The organism is Streptococcus sp. SM3, from assembly GCF_027497875.1.
On record NZ_JAJNSA010000148.1, the window covers coordinates 1 to 3,756 of the forward strand.

The following is a 3,756-nucleotide window of genomic DNA, read 5'->3' on the forward strand; positions in this document are numbered from 1 at the left end:
CTTTGTCAAAAACACTTTTACCCAGTATTTGAAAGATAAGTTAGAAGTTGTCGAAGTTCAAGGTCCTATCTTGAGCAGGGTCGGTGACGGGATGCAGGATAATTTATCAGGTGTGGAGAATGCAGTATCGGTCAAGGTTCTCCAAATTCCTGATGCTACTTATGAAGTGGTGCACTCCCTTGCCAAATGGAAACGCCATACCTTGGCCCGTTTTGGTTTCGGTGAGGGAGAAGGTCTTTTCGTTCACATGAAGGCCCTTCGTCCAGACGAAGATTCGCTGGATGCGACCCACTCTGTTTATGTTGACCAGTGGGACTGGGAGAAAGTTATCCCAAATGGTAAACGCAATATCGCTTATCTAAAAGAAACAGTTGAGAAGATTTACAAGGCTATTCGCCTTACTGAGCTAGCTGTTGAAGCTCGCTATGACATCGAGTCAATCTTGCCAAAACAAATCACTTTTATCCACACAGAAGAGTTGGTAGAACGCTACCCAGACTTGACACCGAAAGAGCGTGAAAATGCTATTTGTAAAGAATTTGGTGCTGTCTTCTTGATTGGTATCGGTGGTGAATTACCAGACGGTAAACCGCACGATGGACGTGCACCAGACTATGATGACTGGACAAGTGAGTCTGAAAATGGCTACAAGGGTCTAAATGGTGATATTCTTGTCTGGAATGAGTCTTTAGGTGGAGCCTTTGAGTTGTCTTCTATGGGGATTCGTGTAGATGAAGAAACGCTTCGCCGTCAGGTTGCCATCACAGGTGATGAAGACCGATTAGAATTGGAATGGCACAAGGCTTTGTTGAATGGCCTATTCCCATTGACAATCGGTGGGGGAATTGGACAATCTCGGATGGCCATGTTCCTACTTCGCAAGAAACACATCGGAGAAGTGCAAACAAGTGTTTGGCCTCAAGAAGTTCGCGATACTTACGAAAATATTTTGTAGAGAATCGAACCGCAAGGTTCGGTTTTCTTTCTCTTTTCGCCCATAATTTGGTATAATAAACGGTATGAAAATCGTATCAGGAATCTATGGGGGACGTCCCCTCAAGACACTAGAAGGCAAGACGACAAGACCCACTTCGGATAAGGTTAGGGGAGCTATTTTTAACATGATTGGTCCCTACTTTGAAGGTGGACGAGTCTTGGACCTTTATGCAGGTAGTGGTGGTTTATCTATCGAGGCAGTATCGCGTGGCATGTCCAGCGCTGTTTTGGTGGAGCGAGACCGTAAGGCTCAGGCTATCGTGGCTGAAAATATTCAGATGACCAAGGAAGTTGGAAAATTTCAACTTCTCAAAATGGATGCGGAACGAGCCTTGGAACAGGTATCTGGGGGATTTGACCTCATTTTCTTAGATCCTCCTTATGCCAAGGAACAAATCGTAGCAGATATTGAAAAAATGGCTGAGAGAGAGCTTTTTTCTGAAGATGTCATGGTCGTGTGTGAGACGGATAAAGCCGTTGAACTTCCAGAAGAAATTGCCTGTCTTGGCATCTGGAAGGAAAAGATTTATGGAATTAGTAAGGTGACAGTCTATGTCAGATAAGATTGGCTTATTCACAGGCTCATTTGATCCGATGACAAATGGGCATCTGGATATGATTGAGCGGGCTAGCAAACTCTTTGATAAGCTCTATGTGGGTATTTTTTTTAATCCCCACAAACAAGGATTTCTCCCTATCGAAAATCGTAAACGGGGTTTAGAAAAGGCTTTGGGACATTTGGAAAATGTTGCAGTCGTGTCTTCTCATGATGAATTGGTAGTTGATGTCGCAAAAAGACTGGGGGCTACCTGTCTAGTGCGGGGGGTGAGAAATGCAACGGATTTGCAATATGAAGCCAGTTTTGATTACTACAACCATAAACTGTCTCCTGATTTAGAGACCATATATTTGCATAGTCGACCTGAACATCTATATCTCAGTTCATCCGGTGTTCGAGAGCTGCTGAAGTTTGGTCAGGATGTTGCCTGCTATGTTCCTGAGAGTATTTTGGAGGAAATAAGAAATGAAAAAAAAGATTAGATGGCCCTTATACGTCATTGCGGCCTTGATAGCGACTTTCTTGGCATTTGTAGTGCCCTTGCCCTACTATATAGAAGTTCCAGGTGGTTCGGAAGATATTCGCCAAGTCCTTAAAGTCAATGATACAGAAGATAAGGAAGCTGGGGCCTATCAATTCGTTACGGTTGGTGTCCAGCACGCTACTTTAGCCCATATGATTTATGCTTGGTTGACGCCTTTTACAGATATTCGTAGTGCCCAAGAGACTACAGGTGGCTCTTCTGATGTTGAATTTATGCGGATCAATCAATTCTACATGCAAACATCACAAAACATGGCCAAGTATCAAGGACTAAAAACAGCTGGTAAGGATATTGAACTCAAATACCTTGGGGTTTATGTCTTGACTGTGACGGATAATTCGACCTTTAAAGGGATTCTCAACATCTCTGATACGGTCACAGCAGTCAATGATCAAACCTTTGACAGTTCCAAAGACTTGATTGATTACGTCAATTCTCAAAAACTAGGGGACTCCGTCAAGGTCACCTATGAAGAGGATGGGCAAACCAAGTCTGCAGAAGGTAAGATTATCACCTTGGAAAATGGCAAAAATGGGATTGGAATCGGTTTGATTGACCGTACGGAAGTGACTAGTGATGTCCCAATTCGCTTTTCAACAGCTGGTATTGGCGGTCCAAGTGCAGGTCTCATGTTTAGTCTGGCTATCTATACCCAAATAGCTGACCCTGGCCTTCGAAATGGCCGTATCGTTGCCGGTACAGGAACCATTGACCGTGATGGCAATGTGGGGGATATTGGAGGTATTGATAAAAAAGTTGTAGCTTCGGCTAGAGAAGGTGCCACTATTTTCTTTGCCCCAGATAATCCTGTTAGCGAAGAAGAACAAAAAGCACATCCTGATGCGAAAAACAACTACCAAACAGCCCTGGAAGCAGCTAAAACAATCAAGACAGATATGAAAATCGTGCCAGTTAAAACCCTACAAGATGCAATTGATTACTTGAAAAACAATCCCTAGTTTTTGAGTGAAGTTTCCAAACTAGCGCACAAACAGAGAAGATGGTATAATAGTCAAATGGTTCAATTATTATTCACTCTAAGCAGTCACATGCTCTTTATTTATGTGAGTTTTTACCTTTTAAAGAATCTTGTTAGATGGGAAAAGGTTTTAAAAGTGACAACTGAGAATACAGGAAAAGTTCGTTTACTAGTAGCCTTTTTCAGTATTGTCATGGGCTATATCATGAGTTCTTTCTTTATCAGCCTATATCAGTTGTGGCAAGAAGCGCTTAGAGGATTATTATAATTTGCGTGTTTAAGAAATTACTTTCAAGATATTATTAAACTTATAGGGAGAAATAGAATTCATGGATATTATAATCTTATTATTGATAACGCTATTAATTTATTTGTTACCTCAAAATAAGGATTATCTAAATGCTAAATCTACATCAGGGCTTAGAGGATTTCTAGCTATAGGAATAATATTTCATCATTTGTCACAATGGGTTACATCTGGTGATGAATTTTCTAATTTTTCCTATATGGGAACTTATATCGTTTCTATTTTCTTCTTTTTATCAGCCTATGGATTGTATTTTCAGAACGAAAATAAGAAAAACTACCTAGATAATTTTTTAGTTAAGAGACTTTCTAAAATTCTAGTTCCATTTTTTTCTATATCTTTGATTTATATGTTTTACAGATTCGTAAACG

At 40.8% G+C, this 3,756-nt stretch carries 6 protein-coding genes; all 6 read left to right on the forward strand.

Going from position 1 to position 3,756, the window contains the following annotated elements:
* Nucleotides 1-955, forward strand: a 955-nt coding sequence (gene asnA, locus PAN06_RS13200) for an aspartate--ammonia ligase (RefSeq protein ID WP_269796553.1), incomplete at its 5' end; no start/stop codon positions are given.
* A gap of 64 nt (nt 956-1,019) precedes the next feature.
* Nucleotides 1,020-1,559, forward strand: coding sequence for a 16S rRNA (guanine(966)-N(2))-methyltransferase RsmD (gene rsmD / locus PAN06_RS13205; protein WP_224218754.1), 540 nt, complete (start codon nt 1,020-1,022; stop codon nt 1,557-1,559).
* On the forward strand, nt 1,549-2,037 hold the full coding sequence (gene coaD / locus PAN06_RS13210; RefSeq protein WP_269796554.1) for a pantetheine-phosphate adenylyltransferase: 489 nt from the start codon (nt 1,549-1,551) through the stop codon (nt 2,035-2,037). Before rsmD ends, coaD begins: the two co-directional genes overlap by 11 nt.
* A complete protein-coding gene (locus tag PAN06_RS13215) occupies nt 2,021-3,058 on the forward strand; it encodes a SepM family pheromone-processing serine protease (RefSeq protein ID WP_269796555.1) in 1,038 nt (345 codons plus the stop codon). Before coaD ends, PAN06_RS13215 begins: the two co-directional genes overlap by 17 nt.
* A gap of 57 nt (nt 3,059-3,115) precedes the next feature.
* Nucleotides 3,116-3,346, forward strand: a complete 231-nt coding sequence (locus PAN06_RS13220; RefSeq protein WP_004260552.1) for a DUF1146 family protein — start codon at nt 3,116-3,118, stop codon at nt 3,344-3,346.
* A 61-nt stretch (nt 3,347-3,407) separates the two neighbouring features.
* The coding region (locus tag PAN06_RS13225; protein ID WP_269796556.1) for an acyltransferase family protein at nt 3,408-3,756 on the forward strand (349 nt) is incomplete at its 3' end.

What these genes read in the sequence shown, in the direction of transcription:
- rsmD (WP_224218754.1), top strand. Translation starts at nt 1,020, where the DNA reads ATGAAAATCGTATCAGGAATCTATGGGGGACGTCCCCTCAAGACACTA.
- coaD (WP_269796554.1), top strand. Translation starts at nt 1,549, where the DNA reads ATGTCAGATAAGATTGGCTTATTCACAGGCTCATTTGATCCGATGACA.
- PAN06_RS13215 (WP_269796555.1), top strand. Translation starts at nt 2,021, where the DNA reads ATGAAAAAAAAGATTAGATGGCCCTTATACGTCATTGCGGCCTTGATA.
- PAN06_RS13220 (WP_004260552.1), top strand. Translation starts at nt 3,116, where the DNA reads ATGGTTCAATTATTATTCACTCTAAGCAGTCACATGCTCTTTATTTAT.